This window comes from Blastococcus sp. SYSU D00669 (genome assembly GCF_054050715.1).
Genome location: NZ_JBJGZV010000020.1, coordinates 49,151 through 71,963 on the forward strand (window position 1 = coordinate 49,151; position 22,813 = coordinate 71,963).

Here is a 22,813-nt window from a genome sequence, read left to right on the forward strand (position 1 = left end):
CCCCGCCGCTCGCAAGCTCGCGGCGGGCCCCTGCAGGGGGCCTCAGCGCACGAAGGGGGGCCGGCCGGTCTCGCTGACCAGGGGCCGGCCGGCCGCCTCCCACTCGCCCATGCCGCCGGCGACGTTCACCGCGTCGTAGCCGTTGTGGTTCAGCCAGGCGGCCACCCGCGCCGAGCGGCCGCCCATCCGGCACACGACGTAGAGCGGGTCGCCCTCGGGGACGTCGTCGAGGCGGGCGGGGACGTCGCCCATGGGGATGTGGGTCGCGCCGTCGACGTGGCCGTGCACCCACTCGTCGTCCTCGCGCACGTCGAGGACGACGGCGTCCTCGGGGACCTCGTCCACGGACACGGTCGGGACCTGCATCGGCATCACGCCTCCATGATGCAACGCCGCCGCGGGCCGCCACGCTGCGAGGATGGGGGGCGATGACCACCGCCCCGCCCCCGGTCCGCATGCCGGCCTGGCAGCTGTCCCGCTCGGCGATCTGGCTGTGGACCACCGAGGGGATCATCGCCTCGCTGTTCAACGCCGTCCTGGTCGCGGCCTTCCTGGTCTTCGTGCCGGCCGAGGGCGGCCCGTTGCCGCTGCTGCGCTGGCTGGTGCCCGCGCTGGCCGTGGCGTACGCGGTGATGGCGATCGGCATCCGCCCGTTCGTGCGCTACCGCGTGCACCGCTGGGAGGTCACCGGCGAGGCGGTCTACACGCTCACCGGCTGGCTGACCCGCACCTGGACGCTCGTGCCGATCGCCCGCATCCAGACCGTCGACGTCACCCGCGGGGTGCTGCAGCAGCTGTTCGGCCTGGCCTCGATCGCCGTCCTCACCGCCTCGTCGCAGGGCACCGTCCGCGTGCCCAACCTCGAGCTCGACGTGGCCAACCGCGTCGCCGAGGACCTCGCGCGCCGGGCGGAGCAGGTGCGGGACGAGGCGACGTGAGCAGACAGGGGCGTGAGCATCGCAGCGAGGAACGAGCGAGGAGCGGAGCGCCCCGCGGGAGCGAACAGGAGACATCGTGATCGACTCCCCCCCGGTCGCGGCCGGGCGGCGGACCTCACCGCTCGTCGTCCTCGTGCACACCGTCACCTTCCGGCAGGCCCGGCAGTTCGTCCCCGCCGCGATCGGGCTGGGGGCGGCGATCGGGTTCAACGGCGGGACGACGGCGGTCGTCCTCATGGTCGTCGGCGTGACGCTGTTCTCCCTGACGGCGGCGGCGCTGTCGTGGTGGCGGTTCAGCTACCTCGACGGCCCGACGGCGGTCGTGGTCACCCGCGGCCTCCTCTCCCGCTCGGTGCGGACGGTGCCCAACGACCGCATCCGCGGCGTGGAGGTCGAGGCGCCGGCGCTGCACCGTGTCTTCGGGCTGGTGCGCGTGCGCGTCGACGCCGCGGCCGGGGCCGCCGGCAAGGACGAGGAGATCGTCCTCGACGGGGTGCCGCGCGCCGAGGGGGACCGGTTGCGCGCCGCCCTGCTGACCCGGCGGCCGGTCGCACCGGCCCCGACGGAGGAGGCGGGCCCGGCGCCCGAGCCGGCCGAGGAGGAGTTCGCCCGGTTCGAGAACAGGTGGCTGCTCTACGCGCCGCTGGTCGGCAGCTACCTGGTCCTGCCACTGGCCGGGGTCGGCGCGCTGTTCCGGCTGCTCGACGAGCTGCCCGACCGGCTCACGCCGGACCTGCCCGGGCCCGACGTCGTCGACGGCCGGCTGGTCGCGATCGTCGTCGTCCTCGCGCTGGTGCTGCTGGCGGTCGGCGCGGTGGTCGGCGCGGCCGTCGTCAACTGGGGCTTCCGGCTGGTGCGGCGGGGCGGGTCGCTGGTCGCCGTCCGCGGGCTGATCACCCGCCGGCACACCGAGCTGGAGGTCGACCGGATCCGCGGCGTCACGCTGTCGGAGGGCCTGGGCATGCGGCTGGTCCGCGCCGCGCGCGTGAGCGCGCTGGTCACCGGGCTCGGCGACGCCACCCGGCGCGGTCAGCTGCTCCCCCTGGGGCCGCGCACCGAGGCCGTCGACCTGGCTCGCCGCATGGTCGAGGACCCCGGCCCGCTCGCCCGGCACCCCGCGGCCGCCCGGCGACGCCGGCTGGTGCGCGCCGTCGTCTCGGGCCTGCTGGTGCTCGCGGCCGGCGTGGTGGTCACGCCGCTGCTGGGCTGGTGGTGGCTGCTGGTCGCCGGCGCCGTCCTCACCGTGCTGGGTGTGCCGCTCGGGCTGGGCCGCTACGCCGCGCTCGGCCACGCCGTGGCGGGCACGGCGTTCAGCGTGCGCAGCGGCTGGCTGGTGCGCGAGCAGGCGGTGCTGCAGCGCCGCGCCGTCGTCGGCTGGACGGTGCAGCAGTCGTTCTTCCAGCGGCGGGCCGGGCTGGCCACCGTGCTGGCCTGCGTCGGCGCGGGCAGCGGTGGCTACGCGGCGGTGGACATGGCCGCCGACGAGGTCGTCGCGTTCACCACCGCGGCCTCCGACGGCACCTGGGCCGCGACGTTCACCGCAGCCGGCTGACCAGCCCCGCGGCGGCTCGCGGGTGCTCGGCGGCGAGCAGCCCGGCGGCGGCCAGCACGTAACGGCGGTCGACGACGACCCGGCTGCCGGCCAGCACGCTGCCCGCTCCCCCGGCGTCGGCGGCGATGCGGGCGACCGCGGCGTCGACGTCGTCCGCGTGCCGGAAGACGCCACCGGAGAGGACGACGAGCCCGGCGGCCCGGGCGCTGGCGCCGCCCGGACCGTAGGCGGCCTCGGCGCGCAGGTGCCGCCGCAGCGCGACGGTGGCCGCGGCGGTCCCCAGGCCGAGCGGGTCGTCCTTCGGGTCGGGCAGGCCCTCGGCACGGGCCGCGGCGCGCAGGTCGCCGGCGCTGGAGCTGACCCCCAGGTCCCCCTCCACGGTCCGTCGGCGGGCGGGCACGCCCACGGCCTCGCGGCCGAGCGCGGCCTGCTCGGCGTCGGGGTCGGGCACCGAGTAGACGTCGGTGGTGGCCCCGCCGACGTCCACGACGACGACGCCGTCGTCCTCGCGGGCCAGGACGCCGACGCCCTCCAGGACGGCGTCCGGCGTCACCGCCCGCACCCATTCGCGCAGCCGCGGGTCGGTGGAGAGCCTGGGCCCGCCGATGACGTGCTCGAGGAAGACGGCGCGGATCGCCGTCCGGGCCGACTCGGGTTCGAGCCGGCCGATGTCGGGCAGCACGTTGTCGGCCGCCACGACCGGCAGTCCGCCGTCCCGCAGGGTGGCCACGACCTCGTCGCGGACGGCGGCGTTGCCGGCGAGGACGACCGGGACGGACCGCCTGAGGACCCCGCTGCCCCCCAGCACTCGCACGCTCGCACCGGGTCCCTGCAGCGGGGCCGAGGACGCCAGGGCCGCGGCGTTGTGCCGGAGCACGCCGGCCTCGCCGCCGTCGGTGCCGCCGACGAGGAGGACGACGTCGGGGGCGGCGTTCCGGAGCGCGTGGAGCGCGGCGGAGTCGAGCCGGCCGGCGGCGACGTGCACGACGCGCGCGCCGGCCGAGAGCGCGGCCCGGTGCCCGGCCTCGGCGCTGATCAGCTCCTCGTAGCCGACCACGGCCAGGCGCAGGCCGCCGCCGGCGCTGGAGCAGGCGAGCACGGGTGCGTCCCAGCCCCTGGTCGCGTCGAGGACGCCCGCGACGACGTCGTCGAGGGTGGTGGGGGCCTGCGCGGTGGCGAGCAGCTCGCCGTCGGGCAGTCCGACGAGCGCGGCCTTGGTGTAGGTGCTGCCGATGTCGACGCAGGCGACGGCGCTCACGCGCGCACGAGGCCCGCCCCGGCGGCGCCGGCGGTGAGCTCGGCCAGCCCGAACGCCTGCACGGGGCCGGCTGCGCCGGTGGTGCGGACGCCGTCCTGCGCGGCCGTCGTCGCTCCCCAGGCGAGCATCGCGCCGGTGAACCCGTACGGCTCGCCGCCCTCGAGGACGACGCGGCTGACCAGGGCGCCGGCCGCGTCGCGGACCTCGGCGACGGTGGTCGTGCGCGCGTTCGCGGTGCTCGCGGCCGAGGGGCCCTCGCTCACGCGGCGGGCGACGGCCCGGGCCAGGCGGGACATGCCCCGCGTCGCGCCGGGGACGCGGGCGGCGAGCGCGGCGGCCGGGGACAGCGCGTGGAGGACGGGGGTCGCGGGCCCGAACCAGTCGAGGTGGACGCCGACCTCGCGCAGCGTCGGGGCGAGCGGCGGCAGGGTCAGGTGCTCGGAGCCGCCGACCGAGAGCCCGAGCCGGCTGCGGGTGCCGGCCTGGAAGCGCCAGGTGCGCCGTCCGGCCGGCTCGGCGGTGAGCCGCCCGTCGCGGAAGGCGGGGCCGGGCTCGAGGAGCACGCCCATGGCCGAGACCATGGTGCCGCGGGAGAACGCCTGCCCCGAGGTGCCCTGGACGCTGTAGCCGACGTCGACCCGGTGGGCGCGGTCGCCGGCTTCCTCCAGCGCGAGGGCGCCGGCGAGGTTGCCGGGGACGTAGTCGAGCCCGAAGGCGGTCACCAGCGTGGCGCCGGTGGCCCGCGCGCGCGGGTCGAACTCGTCGAACACCCGGCGCACGAAGGCCGGTTCGCCGGTGGAGTCGAGGTAGACCGCGCCCGCGTCGACGGCGGCGGTGAGCGCGGGCTCGCCCAGCTGGAGGAACGGGCCGACGGTGGTGACGAGGACGTCGCCGGGCTCGAGCAGCGCGCGCACGCTCGCGGGGTCGGTGACGTCGGCGCGGGCGGTCTCCAGGCCGCCGAGCCGCTCGGCCAGCTCGTCGAGCCTGCCCTGGTTGCGACCGGCGAGGACGGGCTTCGCGCCGCGCGCGGCCAGTGCCTCCGCCGTCCGTGCGCCGGTGTAGCCGGTGGCTCCGAGCAGAACGATCCGTGAACTCACCAGCCGGACCTTATCCGGGCGCCGACGGGGGTAGGTGGCGCCCGGTGAGGTTGCGGAACGTCTCAGGCCGGACGGCCGTCCCGGCCCAGGCCGACCCGGCCGGCGAGGGCGGCGGCCTCCACGCGGGTGGAGACGTCGAGCCGGCGCAGCAGGTTGGCGACCAGTCGCTTCACCGTGCGCTCGGAGACGTGCAGCGTCGTGGCGATGTCGACGGTGCTGATGCCGTCGGCGACCAGGCGCCACAGGCGGCGCTCGTCGCTGGTCAGCCGGGCGGCGATGCTGTCGTCGTCGGACGGCGCGGCGGACTCGAGCAGTTCGCGCAGCAGGGTCTCGGGGACGACGGACCAGCCGTCGAGGACGGCGAGCAGCGGGCGGACCATCGTCTCCGGGTCCGCGGTCTTGGGCAGGAAGCCGGCGGCGCCGGCGCGGAGGGCCTCGAGGGCGGCGTCGGACCCGGCGAGGCCGGAGAGGGCGACGACGCGGACCATCGGGTCGGCCCGGCGGATGGCCGCGATCGCGCGTGCGCCACCCGGGGGCGGCATGTGAAGATCCACCAGCGCGACGTCGGCGTGGTGGCGCCGGACGAGAGCGGCGGCCGCCGAGGCGTCGTCCGTCGTCCCGACGACCCGGACGCGCCCGTCGCTGACTCCGTGCAGGAGCAGGGCCAAGCCGCGGCTGAAGAGCGGGTGGTCGTCGACCACCACCACGTCCACCGACGGCCTGCGTTGAGAAGCAGCCGAGGCCTCGTCGAACCCCATGTGACCCCCGTCGAACTCGGGGAGAGGTGCCCATGACACTCGCGGCCACCCCTGCGTCTCAGCGCTCCAGAGGCCTGCTTCTCGACCTGGCGCACGTGCTCAAGGCCCATCTTCCACGCGTCCGGAAGGCGTCCGAGGAGGTGCCCACCCCGGAGGATGCCCTGGTCCGGGCGTTGTGTCACGACATGAGCAGCCCGCTCGCCTCACTGGAGGCGGTGCTGGGCTCGCTGGACCGGGTGCCCGAGGAGCGGGCGGAGCTGGTGCGGCTGGCCCAGGCGCAGGCGCAGCACCTGTCCTCCATGCTGCGCACCGCGGCGGCCAGCAGCGGGGCGACCCGGCGGCCCCCCGGGCTGCGGCTGCTGCGGGACGTGCTGCAGGGGGCGATCGCCGCGTCGGGGCTGCCCGCCGAGCAGCTGACCGTCGTCGTGAACGGGGACGCCGGTGAGGTGGCCGTGGGTGACGCCCGCGTGCAGCGGATCGTGACGAACCTGCTGGAGAACGCGCACCGGCACGGCCGCGGTGCGGCGGTGCGGCTGGCGGTGAGCCGGCGCCGCGGGTGGGTGGAGATCGCGCTGACCCAGGCCGGGCTGGCGGCCGACCGCGTGGCCGGCCACCTCGCCACCCTGCAGCCGCCGGTGGATCTGACGGGTCTCGGGCTGTGGTCGGTGCAGCGGCAGAGCCGCGAGCTCGGCGGACGGGTGGTGTGGGAGGACGACGGCGCCGCGCTGACCCTGGTCGTGCAGTTACCCGACCGCTGATTCACCCCATCGCGTGGTCGGCGCGCGTTGTCCACAGGATCGACGCCGCCTGGATAGTGATCTGCGTAGTCTCCCCGGAACCGGTGGGTGATGGACGGGGAGGACGACGGTGCGGCGGCGGTGGACCCTGCGCTTCCTGGCCGGTCTCGCGCTGAGCGCACTGCTGGTCAGCGGCTGCTCGAGCAAGCAGGAAGCGAACGACACCCTGCCGAGCGCCGAGGAGACGACCAGCTCGCCCGCGCTCGAGCCCCTCGGCCCGCCCGACTTCCCCGTCCCGGATGAGGCGCGCACCCAGGACGCCGCCGGCGCCGAAGCCGCTTTGCGCTATTACTTGCAGCTCGTCGCCCACCAGCAAGCCAAGGCTGGACAACCGCTTCGAGATCTCAGCCGAGATTGTGGACTCTGTACATTCCTCGCAGATCGCGCTGACCGAGACGCAGCGTCGGGCTACACCGTCGAGGGCGGTGACCCGACGATCGTCAGTATCAGTCCACCTGCAGTAAACGGATCCAGTGCGGAATTCAGCTTTTCCATAGCGCAGAGCGCTGTCCTCGTGCGCGATTCGGCCGGGGCTTTGGTTCCCGAGCGTCAGGCGCCTGACATTCCAGTGCTAGTAGGCGCGGCAGCCATGGAATGGGACCAATCTCGGCATGCCTGGATCACTAGACAACTTTCCTTCACTCAGCAATGAGAAGGGTCTTGGCAGTAGCCGTATTAGTTCTGGCAATGTTTGCTGGCCACGCGAGCACAGCGGCAGCATGCGGCGTCTTCGACTGCCCTGAACCTGGACCCGACGTCGGCTTCGAACCAGGAAGTTTGACCGCGAGTCTTGTCAGCGGATTTCCCGGCGAACAGTCTCGCGTCGCCAGCACGGCGCCCAGTCAGCGCACGTACAGGTTGCTGACGCCCTGTCAATTCACGGATCCACGAGAAGGCGGGTGTCTTCCTGGGGACTTCACGTGTCCGGAGACCCCTGGTCGGATCGTCGTCTATTACTACGTCTTGAGTCAGCGCCTCGTGCAGCCGGATCGCTCGACCATCGATGGTTTGGCTCCCGACCCCAACGCTCCAGTCGGCAGTGCCTATGGCCCCGTGACCAATGAAGGTCCCGCGTGCGTGGACGTCACAGATCTGAATCCGCCGCCGTCGCCGGGTGAGGTGTACCGGTACTTCCAGACGCTCCCGCTGCCGCAGCTGACCACCCAGCAGCAGCCTCCGGGCAACGCGCTCGTGGGCCTGCCGGTGATCTTCTGGACCGACAGCCCGACCGCCCAGACGTTCACTGTCGACATCCGCGGCTTCCAGGTGGTCATCGTCGCCACCGCCACCGGGTTCACCTGGCACACCGGCGACGGCACCGACCTGACCACCGACCGCCCCGGCGCCCCGTACCCCGAGCACACGATCACCCACGACTACCGGGCCGGCACCTACACCGCCTCGCTGACCACCACCTGGAGCGGGACGTTCAGCGTGAACGGCGGGGTCAGCGCCGACGTCCCCGGCACGACGACGACCGAGGGCCCGCCGGTCACCTTCACGGTCCTCCAGGCCCGCGCCGTCCTCACCAACCCGTACGACTGACCGCTCCTGGCTCTTGCGGTGTCCCGCATGCTTCTCGGCGTTGCACCACCGCAAGAGCGCGCACGACACCGCAAGCGCCGACAACCCAGCCGACAACTTGGCACCCTCGGGCCAGCGGTCGGCACCGGGAGGCCAACGAGCCGGGGCAGTTCTGCGTCGTCACCGCATGCAGCGGTGTCGCCGACGACGCGAGGAGACCCCGTGTTCACGCACACCCACGCCCTGCAGTACGAGGCCAAGCCCGACGGACCGGACCCGGACTTCGCGCGCAAGATGCAGGAGGTCCTCGGCGGTCAGTGGGGCGAGATGACCGTCGCCACCCAGTACCTGCTGCAGGGCTGGAACTGCCGGCTGCCCGGCAAGTACAAGGACCTGCTCCTCGCCATCGGCACCGAGGAGCTCGCGCACGTCGAGATGATCGTGACGATGATCGACCGGCTGCTCGACCACATGCCGCTCAAGCCGGACTCCGCCGACCGCACCAAGGAGGCCGCCGCCGGCTACGGCCAGCACAACCCGCAGCACCCGATCGTCAACGGCGGCGGCGCGTCCTACATGGACAGCATGGGCAACCCGTGGACCGGCGCGTACGTCACCGCCAGCGGCAACCTGTACGCCGACTTCATGTACAACGCCACGGCCGAGATGCAGGGCCGGCTGCAGGTCGCCCGCCTCTACAACATGACCGACGACCCCGGCGTCAAGGACCTGCTCCGGTTCCTCATCACCCGCGACCACTACCACCAGCAGCAGTGGCTGGCGGCGCTCGAGAACCTCAGGGAGGACGGCCTGGAGGGCGTCCCGGTGCCCGAGGCGTTCCCGCTCGAGGAGGAGGTCGGCGACCTCGGCTACGTGTTCATCGACGCCTCCGACGGCCCCGAGGCCGCCGCCGGCCGCTGGGCCTCCGGCCCCTCGATCGACGGCCGCGGCCAGTTCAGCGCCCGCCCGATCGAGGCGACGGCCGACGCGCCGCTCCTGCCGCCGGGGGACCCGCGGCTCTACGGCACGCCGCAGAGCGACACGAAGAACCTGATCCAGAAGGCCAAGGACATGCTGACCTGACGCCGTCCTCCCCCCGGCAGAGGGTCCTACCTCACGCTGCGACGTGAGGTAGGACCCTCTGGGATCAGCTCACCTGATCGTGGCCGGGCCCCGTCAGTGCTGGATCGCCTTCTCCGCGCCGATGCCGGTGAGCGCGCGCACCTCCAGCTCGGCGAACTTCGCCTCGTCCCGCTCCTTGGACAGGACCGTGCCGAGCCAGCCGAGGAAGAACGCCAGCGGGATCGACACCAGACCCGGGTTGTTCAGCGGGAACCACGAGAAGTCGACGTCCTGGATGAGCGAGGTCGACTTGCCCGTCGTCGGGTTGACCGGCGCCCCGGAGACGACCGGCGAGAAGATGATCAGCCCGACGCAGGAGATCAGCCCGCCGTAGATCGACCACAGCGCGCCCTGGGTGTTGAACCGCTTCCAGAACAGCGAGTAGAGGATCGTCGGCAGGTTGGCCGACGCCGCGATCGCGAACGCCAGCGCCACCAGGAAAGCGATGTTCAGGCCCGCCTGCAGCGCCAGGATGCCCAGCCCGATCGAGACCGCGCCGATGACGATGGCCGTCACCCGCGCCACCTTGACCTCGCCGTTCGGCGACACCTCGCCCCGCTTGATGACGTTGGCGTACACGTCGTGCGCGAAGGACGCCGACGCCGTGATGGTCAGGCCGGCGACGACGGCGAGGATCGTGGCGAACGCGACCCCGGCGATGATGCCGAGCAGCACCGTGCCGCCCAGCTCGAACGCCAGCAGCGGCGCCGCCGCGTTCACCGCCCCGGGCGCGCCGAGGATGCGCTCGGGACCCACCAGCGCCCCCGCGCCGTACCCGATCACCAGGCTGAACAGGTAGAAGATGCCGATCAGCCAGATGGCCCACACCACCGAGCGACGGGCGTCCTTCGCCGTCGGCACCGTGTAGAAGCGCATCAGGACGTGCGGCAGGCCCGCCGTCCCCAGCACCAGGGCGAGGCCCAGCGAGACGAAGTCGAGCTTCGAGGTGTCGGTGACCCCGTACTGCGCCCCCGGCGCCAGCACCTGCTCGCCGGCGCTGTCGGCGGCACCGCCGAGCAGGGCGGAGAGGTTGAACCCGAACTCCCCGAGCACCCACAGGGTCATCACCAGCGCCCCGGCGATGAGCAGCGTCGCCTTGATGACCTGCACCCACGTCGTGCCGCGCATGCCGCCGACGAGCACGTAGATGATCATCAGCGCGCCGACCAGGATGACGACGAGCGCCTGCGCGGCCTCGCCGGTAACGCCCAGCAGCAGGGTCACCAGGCCGCCGGCGCCGGCCATCTGGGCCAGCAGGTAGAACAGCGACACCACGAGCGTGGAGATCGCCGCCGCCGTCCGCACCGGGCGCTGGCGCATCCGGAAGGCCAGGACGTCGGCCATCGTGAACCGCGCGGTGTTGCGCAGCAGCTCCGCGACCAGCAGCAGCGCCACCAGCCAGGCGACGAGGAAGCCGATCGAGTACAGGAAGCCGTCGTAGCCGTAGACGGCGATGGCGCCGGCGATGCCCAGGAACGAGGCGGCCGAGAGGTAGTCGCCGGCGATCGCCAGGCCGTTCTGCTGCGCGGCGATCGTGCGCCCGGCCGCGTAGAAGTCGGTCGCGCTCTTGTTGCTCCGGCTGGCCCGGAACGTGATGACCAGCGTGATCAGGACGAAGACGCCGAAGATCGAGATGTTGATCGCCGGGCTGCCGATCGTCTCGTCGGCGGCCGCGGCGGCGAGCACGTCAGACACGGGTGGCCCCCTCGCCGTGTCCGGCGGCGAACTGGTGGTGCTCGAGCCGCTCGTTCATCTCGTCGCGGATCGGGTCGGTCGACCGGGCCGAGTGCCGCACGTACAGCTGCGTGATCAGGAAGGTGCTCACGAACTGGCCGAGGCCGAGCAGCAACCCGAGGTTGATGTTGCCGAAGACCCGGGTCGCCATGAAGTCCGGCGCGTAGGTCGAGAGCAGGACGTAGAGCAGGTACCAGGCGAGGAACGCCACGGTCATGGGGATGGCGAAGCGGAAGAAGCGCCGCTTCAGCTCCTGGAACTCCGGTGAGCGCTGGGCCTCGAGGTATTCATCCGGCGTGAGCAGCCGGCGGTCATCCGGTGGTGTCACGGGGCAGCCTTCCTTTGGGGTAGCTGTGTGATCGGCGTCACCGTAGGCCCCGACTCGGGAGTCCGCAGCTCAGCGAGTCCGCTCCGTTGCGAAACCTTTCGGCGGCCGTAACGCCTCGGGAACGCGCCGCCGGTGCAATGGGTCATGGCCGTCGCGCACAGGACCTCCGGCTGGTACCCCGTCGCCCGGTCCGGCGAGGTGGGGACGACGCCGCTGCCGGTCGGCGCCGGGGGGAGGTCCTACGTCGTCGTCCGGCTGCGCCCCGGCGGCGAGGTCAGCGCCTTCCCCACCCGCTGCCCCCACCGGCTGGTGCCGCTCGCGGCCGGCACCGTCGTCGACGGACGGCTGCAGTGCCCGTACCACGGCTGGCGGTTCGACGCGGAGGGCCGCTGCGTCGACATCCCCTCTCTGGGTCCCGACGGCACCCCGCCGCCCCGCGCCGACCTGCGGGTCCCGTGGGCGGTCGAGGAGCGCGGCGGCTGGGTCTGGATCGCCCCGTCGCCGACGAGCGAGCGCTGCCCGCCCCGCGACGCCACCGAGCCTGAGCCGGTCCCGGCGCCCGAGCCGCCGTCCGGGCCGGTCTTCGGCAACCTCGACCCGTCGCTGGAGCACGCCTGGCACCCGGTCGCGCTCTCCCGTGAGCTGCGCCCCGGCGGCTGGCTGCAGGTGCGGCTCCTCGGCCGCACCTGGATGCTGCGCCGCACGCCGGAGGGGCTCGAGGTCGACCCGCCGGCCTGGGGTGTCCGCGAGCGGCTCGGATTGGTGTGGCTGGCCCCGGCCGAACCGCGGGACGTCCCGCTCGAGGTGCCCGAGGCCCGGGACCGCCGCTTCGTGGCCCGCTGGCTGCAGCCGCAGCGCTCGACCGGGCCGGCGGGCACGCTGCTGGACACGGTGCTCGACCCGGCGCACGTCCCGTTCGTGCACCCGGGCACCTCCCAGGGGCCCGAGCAGGTCGTCCCCTCGGTCGTCGGCGGGCCCGGCGGGTTCGACGGCCTGCAGGAGCAGGCCGACGGCCGGCGGATGACCTACGCGTTCCGGGCGCCGTTCCAGCTGCGGCTGCGGCTGGACCACCTCACCACCGGGGCGGCGACGACGACCCTGTTCCTGCTGCAGCCCGAGGACGCCGACTCCACCCGGATCTACAGCTGCGTGCTGCTGTCGGCCGGCCCCGGGCAGCCGCTGCCGGGCCCCGAGGCGGTGGCCGGGGCGGTCGCCGCCGAGGAACGGGTGCTCGCCGAGGACCTGGCGCTGCACGTGCGCCTGACCCGCGACGGCCTGCCGCTGGACCCACGCGACGAGCTGCACGTGCGCGCCGACCGGCTGGGGGTGGCGCTGCGCCGGTCGCTGTGCGACTTCCAGCTGGCCGGCCGGGCGCGCGCGGCCGCCTAGCGCTCCCCGGGCAGTTCGGTGCCGCAGGCCGGGCAGCGGGTCGGCGGGTCCTCGTCGGCCAGCCGCCCGCACTCCGGGCAGACCCGGTGCAGCCAGCAGGCCGGGTCGCCGCCGTCGTCGGGTTCGGGTGCGCTCACGGGACCAGGATGCCCCGTCCGACCCGGGTCGGAGCCGCGGCTCATCCCTCGGGACGACGACACCGCGACACCCGCTGCCTACTGTCGTCGGCGATGGAGCGCACCCCTGCCCGCGAGCGCCTGACGGCGCGGCTGGGCGCCCACCCGTTCGGCGTGGACGTGGCGATCGCCGCGACGGTCGCCTTCTTCACCGTCGTGCTGCCGGCCGGCTCCTACGCCCCGGCCGAGGGCGCCGCGCTCGCCCTGGGCCTGCTGCTCACCGCGCCGCTGGCCTGGCGCCGCCGGGCACCGGTCCACGCGGCCGCCGTCGTGACCGCCGCCGGTCTCCTGCAGCTCGCGGTGGTGCCCAGCCTCCTGGCGGCCGACATCGCCGCGCCGCTGATGGTCTACGCCCTCGCCGCCTACGCCCCGCGCTGGGCCGCCCGCGCCGGTCTGGCGCTCGGCCTGTTCGGGGCCCTGCTCGCCGGCCTCGTCTACTACCGCTACGTCGCCGACGACATGGTCATCGGGACGGCCGCGGCGGGCGGGATCTCGGTGGTCGCCGCCTGGGCGCTGGGCAACCTCAGGCGGGCCCGGGCGCAGCGGGTCGCCGCGCTGGAGGAGCGCGCCCGGCTGCTCGAGCTGGAGCGCGACCAGGAGATGCGCCTGGCGGCCACCGCGGAGCGGGCGCGGATCGCCCGCGAGCTGCACGACGTCGTCGCCCACTCGCTGTCGGTCGTGATCGCCCAGGCCGACGGCGGGCTCTACGCCGGCCGCACCGACCCGGACAAGGCGACCGGCGCGCTGGAGCAGATCGCCGCCACCGGCCGCCAGGCCCTCACCGACATGCGGGCGCTGCTGGGCGTGCTGCGCGAGGACGGCCGGCAGGAGTACGCGCCGCAGCCCGACGTCGCCGCGGTCAAGGGTTTGGTCGAGGACGTGCGGGCCAGCGGGCTCGACGTCGACCTGATCGAGGAGGGGCAGCCGCAGCCGCTGCCCGCCGGCCCGCAGCTGGCCGCCTTCCGGATCGTGCAGGAGTCGCTCACCAATGTGCTCAAGCACGCCGGCCCGGCCAGCCGCGCCTGGGTGCGGCTGCAGTGGCGGGCCGACGCGCTGGAGCTCTCCGTGCTCGACGACGGGCGGGGCGCGTCGGCGGCGATGGCCGGCTCGGACGGCGCCGGCCAGGGCCTGCGCGGCATGCTCGAGCGGGCGCACCTGCACGGCGGCCGGCTCGAGGCGGGTCCGCGGCACGGTGGCGGGTTCGGCGTCTCCGCCGTCCTGCCCTACCGTTCCGGTCGATGACCGTCCGGGTGGTGCTGGTCGACGACCAGCAGATGGTGCGTGCCGGATTCCGCATGGTCATCGATTCGCAGGACGACCTGGTCGTCGTCGGCGAGGCCGGGGACGGCGCCGCGGCGGTGGAGCTGCTGCGGCGGACGCCGGCCGACGTCGTCCTCATGGACGTGCGCATGCCCGGCACCGACGGCATCGAGGCGACCCGGCAGGTGACCGCGCTGCCCGACGCACCGCGGGTCGTCGTCCTGACGACGTTCGACCTCGACGAGTACGTGGTCGCCGCGATCGGCGCCGGCGCCAGCGGGTTCCTGCTCAAGGACGCCCCGCCGGAGGAGATGCTCGGCGCGGTCCGCACCGTGCACGCCGGCGACTCGGTGATCGCGGCGTCGTCGACCCGCCGGCTGCTGCAGCACGTGGCGCCGATGCTGCGCGGCACCGCACCGGCCCCGGCGGCCGACCAGCTGGCCGAGCTCACCCCGCGCGAGCGCGAGGTGCTGGTGCAGATGGCGTACGGCGCGACCAACACCGAGATCGCCGAGCACTTCGTGGTCAGCGAGGCGACGGTGAAGACGCACGTCGGGCGGGTGCTGGCGAAGACGGGCTCGCGCGACCGGGTGCAGGCCGTCGTGCTGGCCTACCGCACCGGCCTGGTCCAGCCGGCGGACCTCCTCCGCAACGCCTGAGCCTTTCCCTACCGCTTTCGGTGCCGAAAGCGGACCCGCTTTCGGCACCGAAAGCGGAGAGGGTCCGACCGGGGGATGAGGCCCAGATCGGCCTCCGCTCCGACGCGGAGTGACGACCTCGACCGGCAGCGTGATCAGCGTCCGCGAACACGTGCCTGGAGGTCCGAGAGTGTCCGTCCCCGTCCTGACCGTCCCCGGCGAGCCGCCGGCCCCGCCCGCGACGGCGGCCGTCCGCGCGGCCGGGCTGCGCAAGACCTACGGCAGCGGCGAGACCGCCGTGCACGCCCTCGCCAGGGTCGACGTCGAGTTCACCCGCGGCGAGTTCACCGCGATCATGGGCCCGTCGGGCTCGGGCAAGTCGACGCTCATGCACTGCCTGGCCGGCCTCGACTCCGCGACCGCGGGCCAGGTCTGGCTGGGCGACACCGAGCTGACCCGCCTGCGCGACGACCAGCTGACCCGCCTGCGCCGGCAGCGGATCGGCTTCGTCTTCCAGGCGTTCAACCTGCTGCCGGTGCTCGACGCGCTGGAGAACATCACCCTGCCGATGCAGCTGGCCGGCCTGCGCCCCGACCGCGCGTGGCTCGACGCCGTCATCGCCCGGCTCGGCCTGCGCGAGCGGCTGGGGCACCGGCCGCACGAGCTCTCCGGCGGCCAGCAGCAGCGGGTGGCGATCGCCCGCGCCCTGCTCCCCCGCCCCGACGTCGTCTTCGCCGACGAGCCCACCGGCAACCTCGACTCCCGCGCCGGCGCCGAGGTGCTCGGCCTGCTGCGCTCCAGCGTCAAGGAGACCGGCCAGACCGTCGTCATGGTCACCCACGACCCGTCCGCCGCCGCCTACGCCGACCGCGTGGTCCTGCTCGCCGACGGGCGGCTGGCCGGTGAGCTCGTGCGGCCCACGGCCGAGTCGGTGCTCGACGCGCTCCGCGGGCTGGGGGCCTGAGCCGCCGTGCGTCCCGTCCTGTTCGCCCAGCTGCGCGCCCACGCCGCGCGGCTGGTCGCCTCGACCCTGGCCGTCGTCATCGCCGTCGGCTTCGTCGTGGCCACCCTCGTGCTCAACGAGACCACCCGCAGCACCATGTTCGAGGCCGTCGGCGCGCAGTACGTCGGCGCCGACGCCGTGGTCACCTCGGACGACGGCGCCGCCCTGGACGACGCCGTGTACGCCCTCACCCGCCTGGACTCGGTGCAGGCGGTCGCCCCGGAGTGGGAGACCTCCGTGCAGGCGGTCGTCCCCGGGCGGACCGGCGCGCAGTACCTGGTGGTCGGCACCGTCGCCGACGACCCCGCGCTGCGCTGGCAGCAGCTGTCGGACGGCGAGCTGCCCACCCGGCCGGGCGAGATCGCGGTCAGCGACCGCGCCCGCGCCCAGGTCGGCGACGTGCTCACCGTGAGCAGCTACGACGCCGACGGCACGCCCACGTCCGGCGAGGTGACCGTGACCGGCATCCTCGACCTCGGCGGCGACCCGACCGCGGGCCTCTACGGCCGCGCCGCCGTGGTCCCGCAGCAGGCGCAGGTCTGGGGCGTCCCCGCCCCGACCGAGCTGCGGCTGGCCGCCGCCCCCGGCTACTCGAGCGGGGACGTCGTCGCCGACGCGGCGGCCGCGCTCTCCGGCCGCGCGGTCACCGTGCGCACCGGCACCGAGCAGGCCGAGGAGGCGACCGCCGCGCTGACCGGCAACGCCACCGCGCTCGCCGCCGTCCTGCTGGTGTTCGCCACCGTCGCCGTCGTCGTCGCCGGGCTGGTCATCGCGAACACGTTCGCCGTGCTGCTCGCCCAGCGCACCCGCGAGCTGGCGCTGCTGCGATGCGTCGGCGCCACCGCCCGGCAGGTGCGCCGCAGCGTGCTCGGCGAGGCGCTGGTCACCGGGCTGGTCTCCTCGGCGGTCGGCGTGAGCGCCGGCATCGGGCTGGCGGCGCTGGTCTCGGCGCTCACCGGCAGCGACTCCCCGATCCCGCTGGCCGGCGTCACCGTGCCGGTCTACGCGGTGCTCACCGGCCTGCTGGTCGGCACGCTGGTCACCCTGCTCGCCGCGCTGGCGCCCGCCCGGGCCGCCACCCGGGTCGCGCCGCTGGCCGCGCTGCGCCCGGTGGACGCTGCGCCGCTGCGCTCCCGGCCGGGGGTGCGGCGGCTCCTGCTCGGCCTGGCCCTGCTGCTGCCCGGCGTCGCGCTGCTCGGCGCGGGGGTGGTCCTGGCCCACGTGCTCGTCGGCCTGCCCGGCGGGGTGCTGAGCTTCCTCGGCGTCGTCCTGCTCGCCCAGCGCGCCGTCCCGCCGGTGGTCGCCGGGGCCGGCCGGCTGGCCGGCCGCTTCGGGGGCGTCCCGGCACGACTCGCGTCGGGCAACGCCACCCGCAACCCGCGGCGGACGGCGGCCACCGCCACCGCGCTGCTCATCGGGGTCACCCTGACGACGGCGATGGTGGTCGGCGCGGCCTCCACCCGGGCCACCGCGGTCGCCGGGCTGGCCGCCGCCTACCCCACCGACGTCCTGGTGCGCGCCGGCGAGCCGCTGCCGGCCGGCCTGCTCGCCGACGCCACCGCGGTGGACGGCGTCACTGGCGGCGTCGCGCTCGACGGGGCGGAGGTGACCGGTCCGGACGGCGAGACCTGGCGGGTCGAGGGCGTGGACACCGCCGCGGCCGCGCCGGTGCTGCGCTCCACCACCGGCCTGGTGCTGCCCGATCCGGGCCAGGTCGTGCTGCCCGGGTGGCTGGCCGAGGTGTGGGCGGTCACCGCCGGGGACGACGTCGCGCTGGGCGACGGCAGCTTCACCGCCGTGGTGGTCGGGTCCAACGACGTCGACGAACCGCTGCTCACCGCCACCGACCTCGGGACGCTGACCACCGGCACCGAGGTCGGCGAGCTGTGGCTGCGGCTGGCCTACACCGGCGCCGCGGACCAGGCGACGACCGTCGACGCGCTCACCGACCTGGTCGGCACGGCCGCGCCGACGGCGATGGTGGCCGGGCTGGCCAGCGAGCGGGCGGCGATCGACTCGGTGCTCGACACGCTGCTGCTGGTGGTGACCGGGCTGCTCGGCGTCGCGGTGGTGATCGCGCTGATCGGCGTGGGCAACACCCTCGCGCTGTCGGTGGTCGAGCGGCGGCAGGAGAACGGGCTGCTGCGCGCCCTCGGCCTCACCCGGGCCCAGCTGCGCGGGCTGCTGGCGTGGGAGGCGGTGCTCGTGGCGGGCGTCGCCGCCGTGCTCGGCGTGCTGCTCGGCGGCGCCTACGGGCTGGCCGGGGCGGCGTCGGTGCTCGGCGGGCTGGGCGACGTGGTGCTCAGCGTGCCGTGGCTGCAGGTGGCCGCGATCGTCGCCGTCGCCACGCTCGCCGGCCTGCTCGCCTCGGTGCTGCCGGCTCGCCGGGCCGCCCGCACGGCACCCGTGGCGGCGATCGCCGGCTGACGCCCGCGGCCGGCTCCCGTGCCCCCGGGCCGGCCCCGGCACCTGCCCCTCGGACGCTGGTGCTCTGCGTGCGCAGCGCACGCAGAGCACCAGCGTCCCGGCCGGGTGACACCGGGAGGACGGGATCGCCTGGGATGCTGGAAGGCGTGTCACCTGCTCTGCGCCGCGCCGCCGCCGTCACCGCTGCCGCCGCTCTCGCCGGCGGCGTCTCCTGGGTCGCCCGGGCGGCATGGGGCCTGCCCACCGCCCTCGGCGCCAGCCAGCGCCAGCTGCGCCCGAGCGTCACCGGCTCCCCGCAGTTCTCCGACGGCAAGTTCCACAACACCCTGCCGACGCCGACGTTCAAGCCGGCCAACGCCCGCGACGGGCTGCTGCGGCAGTGGCACGACGAGCGGCACAACGGCCACCCCGGCGGCCCGGTCCCGCTGACCCGCTCCGACTTCCCGGTGGAGGCCGCAGAGCTCGCCGTCACCTGGTTCGGGCACGCCAGCGCGCTGCTGGAGGTCGACGGGCAGCGGGTGCTGGTCGACCCGGTGTGGGGCGAGCGGGTGTCCCCCTCGCCGCTGCTGGGCCCCACCCGCCTGCACCCCAACCCGGTGCCGCTGGAGGCCCTGCCGCCGGTCGACGCCGTCCTCATCTCGCACGACCACTACGACCACCTCGACCTGCCCACCGTGCGCTGGCTGCTCAAGCGGTCGGGCGCGGTGTTCGTGGTGCCGATAGGGATCGGCGAGCACCTGCGCACCTGGCAGGTGCCCGGGGAGCGGATCGTCGAGCTCGACTGGGACGGCAGCACCACGATCGGCGGGCTCACCCTCACCTGCACCGAGGCGCGGCACTTCTCCGGCCGGTTCTTCGCCCGCGACACGACGCTGTGGGCGTCCTGGGTGGTCGCCGGGCCGCGGCACCGGGTGTTCTTCGGCGGCGACACCGGCTACACCCCCGCCTTCGCCGGCATCGGTGCCCGCTACGGCCCGTTCGACCTCACCCTGCTGCCGGTCGGCGCCTACAACGAGGCCTGGCGGCACATCCACATGGACCCCGAGGAGGCGGTGCGCGCGCACGGCGACCTCGGCGGCCGCGTGCTGCTGCCCATCCACTGGGCCACCTTCAACCTGGCGTTCCACCGCTGGGCCGAGCCGGTGCAGCGCACCCTCGCCGCGGCCGAGCGCGCCGGGGTGGAGGTCGTCGTCCCGCAGCCCGGTGGTCGGGTCGACGTGGCGGACCTGCCGGAGCTCAAGGACTGGTGGACGGCGGTCGGCTCGCAGTCCGACCACGAGCACCACTAGTCAGGCGCTCTGCCGCACCACCAACTCCGACGGGAAGAAGTGGGTGCCCCCGGCGGCGAGCCGGGTGAGCGTCCCGCCGACCGCGGCCGCGGCGATGTCCTCGACCGGGTGCGTCGCCGAGGTGAGGTCGACGGCGTCGGCGATCGGCAGGTCGTCGAACCCCGCGACCGCGACGTCCTCGGGCACGCGCCGGCCCAGCCGGCGCAGGGTCCGCAGCGCGCCCAGCGCGACCGCGTCGCAGATGCCGACGACGGCGTCGGTGTCCGGCCACCGGGCGAGCACCGCGGCGGCGCCGGTCTCGCCGTGCACCTGCTCGAAGCCGCCCGGCACCGTGCGCACCGGGAGCCCGGCGGCCGCCACCGCCGCCCGGAAGGCCTCGACCGGCCGCTGCGCGCAGGGCAGCCAGGACGGCCCGGTGATCATCGCGATCCGGCGCCGGCCGGCCCGGATCAGGTGCTCGGCGGCCCGCCGGCCGACGGCGGGGCCGTCCACGTCGACCGAGGGGACGTCGGCGCTGCCCACGCCGATCGAGACGGTCCGGCCGCGGAGCCCGCGCGGGAGGGCGTCGAGCACCTCGTGCGTGGTGTTGAGCAGCACCACCCCGGCCACGGTGCGGTCCCGGGCGAGCCGGTCGAGGGCCGGCAGCGGGTTCGCCCGCCGCAGCGGGACGACGCCGATGCCGAGCCCCTGCGGGGTGCAGACGCGGGCGCCGGCGGTGAGCACGCGGGCGAGGTAGGTGCAGACGACGTCGGGGGTGTCGCTGGTGACCGCGACCACGACGCGGGTGCCGGCGCCGTGCACCAGCGCGCGGGCGACGGGGTCGGCGACGTAGCCCAGCGCGTCGGCGGCCCTGCGCACCCGGCGCAGCGCCTCGTCCGACACCGGCCCGGTGCCGGTCAGCGCCCGGGAGGCCGTGGCGCGGGAGACGCCCGCGGCGCGCGCCACGTGCTCGAGGGTGACCGGCGGTGCTGCCTCGTCGCGCACCCGCCCGTCGTACCACGCCGGGACGGCGGTGGGACCTCCCCCGGCGGTGGAAGCGCTCTCAGCGGAGGCTCCCGGTGCAGGGAACCTGCAGGCTCAGCCTCCGTCGAGCAGGCCCAGCACGCCCGCGACGTCGTCCGCCTCGCGCAGCGGAGCCGGGCCGTCGGGGTCCAGCCGGTGACCGGGCCGGCGCAGCCGCACCACGTCGATCCCGGCCTCCAGGGCGCCGCGCACGTCGCGCGCCGAGGTCGCGACGTGCACGAGCCCGCCCCCGGCCAGCTCCCGCGCCCGCCGGTAGATCTCGCGGTCGGGCTTGTAGGCCCGCAGCCGCTCGGAGGTGAGCACCGCCTCGCTCGCGACCAGCGGGGCGACCCGGGTGCGGGCGAAGACCTCGTCGTCGACGTTGGACAGCACGCCGACGGCGTGCCGGTGCGCCACCACGGGCAGGCCGGTCGCGACGTCGGGCCACAGCGGCCAGAGCTCGACCGACTCCAGCAGGACGGCGACGTCGGCCTCGGCGTCGCCGTCGAGCCCGAGCGCGGTGTAGGTGGCCTCCAGCGCGCGCCGGCTGTGCTCGGCGAACGGCACCCACTCGGCCAGCAGCGCCTGGGAGGCCTTGTTGGCCGCGTCCCAGCGGTCGTAGAGCTCCTCGCCGGTCACCGGCCAGCCGTGGGCGCGGGCGATGCCGGTGAAGGCCGCCGAGCCGCCGGAGCGGGAATCGATCAGCGCGCTGAACAGGTCGAAGGTGACGAGCACGCAGCGCAGTGTCTCAGCGGAGGAGTTTCGACATGCGCCGGTCCGCCAGCGGCTTGCCGCCGGTCTGGCAGGTGGGGCAGTACTGCAGCGAGGTGTCGGCGAAGCTGACCTCGCGGACGGTGTCGCCGCACACCGGGCAGGGCAGGCCGGTGCGGGCGTGCACCTGCAGCCCCGACCGCTTCTCGCCCTTCATCGTGGCCGCCTTCTGGCCGAGCTGGCGGTCGAGCGCGTCGGTGAGCTCGGCCCGCACCGCGTCGTAGAGACGGACCAGTTCGTCGTCGTTGAGCTTGTCGGCCATCTTGAACGGCGAGAGCCGCGCGGCGTGCAGGATCTCGTCGGAGTAGGCGTTGCCGATGCCGGCCAGCAGCGTCTGGTCGGTGAGCGCGCCCTTGAGCTGGCCCGAGCGGCTGCGGAGCAGGGCCGCGAACTCGTCGAACGTCACCTGCAGCGCGTCGGGGCCGAGCCGCGCGATGCCGGGCACCTCGGCGGGGTCGCGGACCACGTACACGGCCAGGCCCTTGCGGGTGCCCTGCTCGGTGAGGTCGAAGCCGTCGCCGCTGTCGAGGTGCACGCGCAGCGCCAGCGGCCCCTTGCCCGGCTTCGGCGGCGCCGGCGGCAGGCCGGTGCGCCAGTGCAGCCAGCCGGCCCGCGCGAGGTGGACGACGAGGTGCAGCCCGCTGACGTCGAGGTCGAGGAACTTGCCGTGCCGGGAGGCGCCGGTGAGCTCCAGGCCGCCCAGCGCCGACAGCGGCGGGTCGAAGGTCTTGATCGCCTGGACGGCGGCCAGGTCGACCCGCGTCACGACGGAGCCGACGGCGTTCTCGCGCAGGAACTCCGCCAGCGCCTCCACCTCGGGCAGCTCGGGCACGGTGACCTTGATACCCGCACAACCACGCCTCCGGGGGCACCGCGCCGTCCGGGCCACCCGATCGGGCACGTGCCGGCGCGGGGCCAGGGCCGTTCGGCCCTCTGCCCGGTCGCGCGGTGGACGTAGCTTTCCGGAACGCGCCGTCCCGAGGGGGACCTCACCCTGGAGCGGGCGCCGCCGCCGTCGATCAGGGAGCTCACATGTCTCGTCGGAACCTCGCGGTCCTCCCGCTGGCCCTGCTGGCCCTGCTCCTGTCGTTCCTGGTGGCGCCCGCGGCATCGGCGGCCCCCAAGGCATCCGCGGCGAACGGACCGACCTGCCACCTGCCGAAGTCGAACGCCGAGGCCCTGGTGATCCTGAGCAACTTCTACCCCGGCTACTGGTGGGACCACACCGATCTCACGGTCACGGTCCGGGCGCACCCCGGTGCCACCGACGAGCAGCTGCAGGCGATCGACGACGCGATCGCGACCTGGTCGGCAACCCTGAAGGAGTGCTTCGACGGCCTCATCACGCTGACCCGGGTGGACGACCGGCAGTCGGCGGACATCGTCGTGCACTACGTGCCGACCGCCGGCGGCGTGGTGTTCGGCGGCTACGCCATCTGCGGGGACCACGGGTGCCCGAACATCCTCGTGCGGTCCGACCTGCCGCCGAGCCTGGGCCTCGACCCGTACGACCCGGAGTACCTGGGCTGGGTGACCCTGCACGAGCTCGGCCACGCACTGGGGCTGGGGCACGCGACGAACCTGCTCGAGAGCACCGACCTGATGGGCTACGGCTGGCCCGACCTCGGCGACCCCGTGCTGTCGCAGTGCGACGTCGACGCGCTCGCCTTCGTCTTCTCCTGGGCGCTCGAGGGGTCCGAGCCGGCGCCACCCGGGGAGGGCCCGTACGACTGCACGCGCTGACCGTTGT

Annotated in this window: 23 protein-coding genes; 13 read left to right on the forward strand and 10 right to left on the reverse strand. The window is 74.9% G+C overall.

Features of this window, described 5'->3' with window-relative positions; all coding sequences use genetic code 11:
- Nucleotides 1-42 precede the first annotated feature (42 nt).
- A complete protein-coding gene (locus tag ACI8AF_RS15315) occupies nt 43-372 on the reverse strand; it encodes a rhodanese-like domain-containing protein (protein ID WP_456540585.1) in 330 nt (109 codons plus the stop codon).
- Nucleotides 373-428: 56 nt separating this feature from the next.
- Here ACI8AF_RS15315 and ACI8AF_RS15320 point away from each other — a divergent pair, with 56 nt between their 5' ends.
- Together ACI8AF_RS15320 and ACI8AF_RS15325 are read left to right on the forward strand one after the other, a co-directional pair.
- Nucleotides 429-938, forward strand: coding sequence for a PH domain-containing protein (locus ACI8AF_RS15320; protein WP_456540586.1), 510 nt, complete (start codon nt 429-431; stop codon nt 936-938).
- 76 nt (nt 939-1,014) lie between these two features.
- The gene (locus ACI8AF_RS15325; RefSeq protein ID WP_456540587.1) at nt 1,015-2,490 is read left to right on the forward strand and encodes a PH domain-containing protein; all 1,476 of its coding nucleotides are present in this window, start codon (nt 1,015-1,017) and stop codon (nt 2,488-2,490) included.
- Here ACI8AF_RS15325 and ACI8AF_RS15330 read toward each other — a convergent pair.
- From ACI8AF_RS15330 to ACI8AF_RS15340, 3 genes are all read right to left on the reverse strand, one after another.
- Entirely contained in the window at nt 2,474-3,748 is a 1,275-nt protein-coding gene (locus tag ACI8AF_RS15330) for a glutamate mutase L (RefSeq protein WP_456540588.1), read from the reverse strand. The genes ACI8AF_RS15325 and ACI8AF_RS15330 overlap by 17 nt on opposite strands.
- The gene (locus ACI8AF_RS15335; RefSeq protein WP_456540589.1) at nt 3,745-4,845 is read right to left on the reverse strand and encodes a saccharopine dehydrogenase family protein; all 1,101 of its coding nucleotides are present in this window, start codon (nt 4,843-4,845) and stop codon (nt 3,745-3,747) included. Before ACI8AF_RS15335 ends, ACI8AF_RS15330 begins: the two co-directional genes overlap by 4 nt.
- Nucleotides 4,846-4,907: 62 nt before the next feature.
- The gene (locus ACI8AF_RS15340) at nt 4,908-5,603 is read right to left on the reverse strand and encodes a response regulator (protein WP_456540590.1); all 696 of its coding nucleotides are present in this window, start codon (nt 5,601-5,603) and stop codon (nt 4,908-4,910) included.
- Nucleotides 5,604-5,788: 185 nt separating this feature from the next.
- Between ACI8AF_RS15340 and ACI8AF_RS15345 the strand changes: the two genes are divergently transcribed.
- From ACI8AF_RS15345 to ACI8AF_RS15360, 4 genes are all read left to right on the forward strand, one after another.
- The gene (locus ACI8AF_RS15345; protein WP_456540591.1) at nt 5,789-6,361 is read left to right on the forward strand and encodes an ATP-binding protein; all 573 of its coding nucleotides are present in this window, start codon (nt 5,789-5,791) and stop codon (nt 6,359-6,361) included.
- A 109-nt stretch (nt 6,362-6,470) separates the two neighbouring features.
- Complete coding sequence (locus tag ACI8AF_RS15350; protein WP_456540592.1) at nt 6,471-7,052, forward strand: hypothetical protein; 582 nt, start codon at nt 6,471-6,473, stop codon at nt 7,050-7,052.
- A gap of 425 nt (nt 7,053-7,477) precedes the next feature.
- On the forward strand, nt 7,478-7,945 hold the full coding sequence (locus tag ACI8AF_RS15355; RefSeq protein ID WP_456540593.1) for a hypothetical protein: 468 nt from the start codon (nt 7,478-7,480) through the stop codon (nt 7,943-7,945).
- Between the two features lie 201 nt (nt 7,946-8,146).
- Nucleotides 8,147-9,007 (forward strand): manganese catalase family protein, encoded by an 861-nt coding sequence (locus ACI8AF_RS15360; protein ID WP_456540594.1) that lies wholly within the window; start codon nt 8,147-8,149, stop codon nt 9,005-9,007.
- Nucleotides 9,008-9,100: 93 nt separating this feature from the next.
- On the opposite strand, the gene ACI8AF_RS15365 is transcribed toward ACI8AF_RS15360, so the two are convergent.
- Together ACI8AF_RS15365 and ACI8AF_RS15370 are read right to left on the reverse strand one after the other, a co-directional pair.
- Nucleotides 9,101-10,741, reverse strand: a complete 1,641-nt coding sequence (locus ACI8AF_RS15365) for a solute symporter family protein (RefSeq protein ID WP_456540595.1) — start codon at nt 10,739-10,741, stop codon at nt 9,101-9,103.
- Nucleotides 10,734-11,108: a DUF485 domain-containing protein gene (locus ACI8AF_RS15370; protein WP_456540596.1), complete on the reverse strand. Its 375-nt coding sequence runs from the start codon at nt 11,106-11,108 to the stop codon at nt 10,734-10,736. The genes ACI8AF_RS15365 and ACI8AF_RS15370 overlap by 8 nt, the downstream gene beginning before the upstream one ends.
- 144 nt (nt 11,109-11,252) lie before the next feature.
- On the opposite strand from ACI8AF_RS15370, the gene ACI8AF_RS15375 reads away from it, so the two are divergent.
- Nucleotides 11,253-12,497, forward strand: a complete 1,245-nt coding sequence (locus ACI8AF_RS15375; protein ID WP_456540597.1) for a Rieske 2Fe-2S domain-containing protein — start codon at nt 11,253-11,255, stop codon at nt 12,495-12,497.
- Here the strand turns inward: ACI8AF_RS15375 and ACI8AF_RS15380 are convergent.
- Nucleotides 12,494-12,634 carry a hypothetical protein gene (locus ACI8AF_RS15380; RefSeq protein ID WP_456540598.1) on the reverse strand — a complete coding sequence of 47 codons (141 nt, stop codon included), beginning with the start codon at nt 12,632-12,634 and terminating at the stop codon, nt 12,494-12,496. The two genes, ACI8AF_RS15375 and ACI8AF_RS15380, sit on opposite strands and share 4 nt — an antisense overlap.
- 93 nt (nt 12,635-12,727) lie before the next feature.
- Between ACI8AF_RS15380 and ACI8AF_RS15385 the strand changes: the two genes are divergently transcribed.
- From ACI8AF_RS15385 to ACI8AF_RS15405, 5 genes are all read left to right on the forward strand, one after another.
- The gene (locus ACI8AF_RS15385) at nt 12,728-13,915 is read left to right on the forward strand and encodes a sensor histidine kinase (protein ID WP_456540599.1); all 1,188 of its coding nucleotides are present in this window, start codon (nt 12,728-12,730) and stop codon (nt 13,913-13,915) included.
- The gene (locus ACI8AF_RS15390; protein ID WP_456540600.1) at nt 13,912-14,592 is read left to right on the forward strand and encodes a response regulator; all 681 of its coding nucleotides are present in this window, start codon (nt 13,912-13,914) and stop codon (nt 14,590-14,592) included. The genes ACI8AF_RS15385 and ACI8AF_RS15390 overlap by 4 nt, the downstream gene beginning before the upstream one ends.
- 169 nt (nt 14,593-14,761) lie before the next feature.
- On the forward strand, nt 14,762-15,535 hold the full coding sequence (locus ACI8AF_RS15395) for an ABC transporter ATP-binding protein (protein WP_456540601.1): 774 nt from the start codon (nt 14,762-14,764) through the stop codon (nt 15,533-15,535).
- A gap of 6 nt (nt 15,536-15,541) precedes the next feature.
- A complete protein-coding gene (locus ACI8AF_RS15400) occupies nt 15,542-18,001 on the forward strand; it encodes an FtsX-like permease family protein (RefSeq protein ID WP_456540602.1) in 2,460 nt (819 codons plus the stop codon).
- 146 nt (nt 18,002-18,147) lie between these two features.
- The gene (locus ACI8AF_RS15405) at nt 18,148-19,290 is read left to right on the forward strand and encodes an MBL fold metallo-hydrolase (protein ID WP_456540603.1); all 1,143 of its coding nucleotides are present in this window, start codon (nt 18,148-18,150) and stop codon (nt 19,288-19,290) included.
- On the opposite strand, the gene ACI8AF_RS15410 is transcribed toward ACI8AF_RS15405, so the two are convergent.
- The 3 genes from ACI8AF_RS15410 to ACI8AF_RS15420 all read right to left on the reverse strand — a co-directional run bounded on the left by ACI8AF_RS15410 (nt 19,291) and on the right by ACI8AF_RS15420 (nt 21,895).
- Nucleotides 19,291-20,274 carry a LacI family DNA-binding transcriptional regulator gene (locus tag ACI8AF_RS15410; protein WP_456540604.1) on the reverse strand — a complete coding sequence of 328 codons (984 nt, stop codon included), beginning with the start codon at nt 20,272-20,274 and terminating at the stop codon, nt 19,291-19,293.
- A gap of 93 nt (nt 20,275-20,367) precedes the next feature.
- Complete coding sequence (locus ACI8AF_RS15415; RefSeq protein WP_456540605.1) at nt 20,368-21,027, reverse strand: haloacid dehalogenase; 660 nt, start codon at nt 21,025-21,027, stop codon at nt 20,368-20,370.
- Between the two features lie 13 nt (nt 21,028-21,040).
- On the reverse strand, nt 21,041-21,895 hold the full coding sequence (locus ACI8AF_RS15420; RefSeq protein ID WP_456540606.1) for an Fpg/Nei family DNA glycosylase: 855 nt from the start codon (nt 21,893-21,895) through the stop codon (nt 21,041-21,043).
- Between the two features lie 200 nt (nt 21,896-22,095).
- On the opposite strand from ACI8AF_RS15420, the gene ACI8AF_RS15425 reads away from it, so the two are divergent.
- Complete coding sequence (locus tag ACI8AF_RS15425; RefSeq protein ID WP_456540607.1) at nt 22,096-22,806, forward strand: hypothetical protein; 711 nt, start codon at nt 22,096-22,098, stop codon at nt 22,804-22,806.
- The last annotated feature ends 7 nt before the right edge of the window (nt 22,807-22,813 follow it).

Bases quoted from the DNA above. Each gene is read 5' to 3' on its own strand.
- ACI8AF_RS15315 (WP_456540585.1), bottom strand. From the start codon at position 372: ATGCCGATGCAGGTCCCGACCGTGTCCGTGGACGAGGTCCCCGAGGAC.
- ACI8AF_RS15320 (WP_456540586.1), top strand. From the start codon at position 429: ATGACCACCGCCCCGCCCCCGGTCCGCATGCCGGCCTGGCAGCTGTCC.
- ACI8AF_RS15340 (WP_456540590.1), bottom strand. From the start codon at position 5,603: ATGGGGTTCGACGAGGCCTCGGCTGCTTCTCAACGCAGGCCGTCGGTG.
- ACI8AF_RS15345 (WP_456540591.1), top strand. From the start codon at position 5,789: ATGAGCAGCCCGCTCGCCTCACTGGAGGCGGTGCTGGGCTCGCTGGAC.
- ACI8AF_RS15375 (WP_456540597.1), top strand. From the start codon at position 11,253: ATGGCCGTCGCGCACAGGACCTCCGGCTGGTACCCCGTCGCCCGGTCC.
- ACI8AF_RS15385 (WP_456540599.1), top strand. From the start codon at position 12,728: ATGGAGCGCACCCCTGCCCGCGAGCGCCTGACGGCGCGGCTGGGCGCC.
- ACI8AF_RS15390 (WP_456540600.1), top strand. From the start codon at position 13,912: ATGACCGTCCGGGTGGTGCTGGTCGACGACCAGCAGATGGTGCGTGCC.
- ACI8AF_RS15425 (WP_456540607.1), top strand. From the start codon at position 22,096: ATGTCTCGTCGGAACCTCGCGGTCCTCCCGCTGGCCCTGCTGGCCCTG.